The organism is Parvibaculum sp. (assembly GCF_049672805.1).
Classification (GTDB): domain Bacteria; phylum Pseudomonadota; class Alphaproteobacteria; order Parvibaculales; family Parvibaculaceae; genus Parvibaculum.
Window position 1 is genome coordinate 1 of the sequence record NZ_JBATWS010000280.1, and the last position, 2,063, is coordinate 2,063.

Annotated in this window: 3 protein-coding genes; all 3 read right to left on the reverse strand. The window is 60.5% G+C overall.

Annotation, left to right across the window (positions count from 1 at the left end; genetic code table 11):
* Nucleotides 1-621, reverse strand: a 621-nt coding sequence (locus WBF74_RS09040) for an S-adenosylmethionine synthetase N-terminal domain-containing protein (RefSeq protein ID WP_424438422.1), incomplete at its 3' end; no start/stop codon positions are given.
* Nucleotides 622-878: 257 nt separating this feature from the next.
* Nucleotides 879-1,250, reverse strand: coding sequence for a helix-turn-helix domain-containing protein (locus WBF74_RS09045; protein WP_424438428.1), 372 nt, complete (start codon nucleotides 1,248-1,250; stop codon nucleotides 879-881).
* Between the two features lie 195 nt (nucleotides 1,251-1,445).
* The coding region (gene lnt / locus WBF74_RS09050) for an apolipoprotein N-acyltransferase (protein WP_424438425.1) at nucleotides 1,446-2,063 on the reverse strand (618 nt) is incomplete at its 5' end.

The following is a 2,063-nucleotide window of genomic DNA, read 5'->3' on the forward strand; positions in this document are numbered from 1 at the left end:
GCGCACGAGTTCGCGCAGATCGGCCTGCTTCACGCCTTCCTTGTGCTGCGTCGAGACGACAACGGACGTGACACCGACCGGCTTGCCGTTTTCATAGCGCAGCGTCACCTGGCTCTTTGCATCCGGCTCGAATTCCGGACGCTTGCCCGCGTGACGGTCTTCCGCCATGCGCTTCAGAATACGGTGCGAATAGATGATCGGGGCGGGCATCAGCACATCGGTTTCATTGCAGGCATAACCGAACATGATGCCCTGGTCGCCAGCGCCTTCATCCTTGTTGCCGCTTGCATCAACGCCCTGCGCGATATCGGCGGACTGTGCATGAAGCAGCACTTCGCAGCGCGCATTCTTCCAGTGGAAGCCTTCCTGCTCATAGCCGATGGCCTTCACCGCATTGCGCGCGGTTTCTTCAATCTTTTCCTTGGTGATGCTGTCGGGGCCGCGCACTTCACCGGCGAGGACGATGGTGTTCGTCGTCGTCAGCGTTTCGCAGGCCACGCGCGCGTAAGGGTCCGCGGCGAGATAGAGATCGACAACAGCATCAGAAATCCTGTCGCACACCTTGTCGGGATGTCCCTCGGAAACCGATTCACTCGTGAACAGGAAGTTTGACCTAGCCAAGTTGTTCTCCCTCATGGGTGTGGGATGAAGTTGCGCCGGAAATGACGGAATCGCCCTTCGACATTCGGTAGTCGCTGGCAAAACGGAAAGAGCTTGCCCTCTTCGGAATGGTCCCCCGTCGGACCACCCAAAATGCCGGGCGCATCCTTGCCGCGCCAACGACTTTGGTTTTTGCAAGTATCTGGTTCCCGGTCAACAGGCGAGCGCAAAAAGATATGCACATAAGTGCATATCGCCTTATTGTTCGCCGTAATGCCCTAATTCTCTTCCGGGGAGGGGAGGTCGCCCTCTTCCGGCAGGCCGGCCAGCGCCTTCATCAGATCAAGCAGGCGCTTGCGGAGTTTCGGGTCGGTAATGGCAAAGAAGGCGCTGTTGAGCTGAATGCCTTCGGCGCTTGAAAGAAGCTCCGTGTCGAAACCGGCTTCTGCAGCCCCTTCCTCGCTCGCTTCCGCCCGCTCCAGCCCCGCGAAGAAAAACTCGATCGGCACCCCCAGCACAGCGCCGATCTGATAGAGACGGCTTGCGCCGATGCGGTTCGTGCCCTTTTCGTATTTCTGGACCTGCTGAAAGGTGAGGCCGAGGCTCTCGCCGAGCTTTTCCTGGCTCATGCCGATCAGCATGCGGCGCATGCGGACGCGCGCGCCGACATGCACATCTACGGGATTTGGCAGTTTCCGGGTCACGGGCCGGTCTCCACGGCTGGTAGCAATCAGGGCATCCTACAACTTCTGGTAAGGGTACGCAGCATGGGTCCGCCGCGAAATGGCTGTAATGGGCCAACCAAGGCCCAATCTGGATAGAACCCGGAGGCTGGAATCTGCTTCTCAGCCAGTGCTTTTCGGCAAGCGGCGGCCATGCCAGGCGGCGGCGAAAGTGACCACCATCAGAAGGGCCGGGAAAAGATCGCCAAGCCGGGCATAAAGCGTCGGGGCAAGCGGCGCGGGAAGCACCGCATCAATCACGCCTTGCCGATCAAGCGGGAGGCTTTTCAGCACCCGCCCATATGGATCGACAAGGGCGGAAATGCCGCTATTCGCCGAGCGCGCTATCGGGAGCCCCTGCTCCACGGCGCGCAGGCGCACCTGAGAGAAATGCTGATAGGGGCCCGCAGAGGCACCGAACCACGCATCATTGGTGATGTTGACGAACCAGGCCGGACGCTCGCCGCGCGCGACGACTTCGTCGGCAAAGATCACCTCGTAACAGATGAGCGGACTGACGGGCGGCAAGCCCTGCCGCGTCAGCGTGCGCGGACCGGGGCCGGTCTCGAAACTTCCCTGAAACTGCACGATCTGCCGCAGCCCGAGCCGCCCGAGCAGATGGCGCAGCGGCACATATTCGCCAAAGGGCACGAGATGATGCTTGTCGTAGGTCTCGACGATCTCGCCCTTGTCGCTTACGACATAGAGGCTGTTATAGAAAATGCGGAGCCGGTTCGCGGG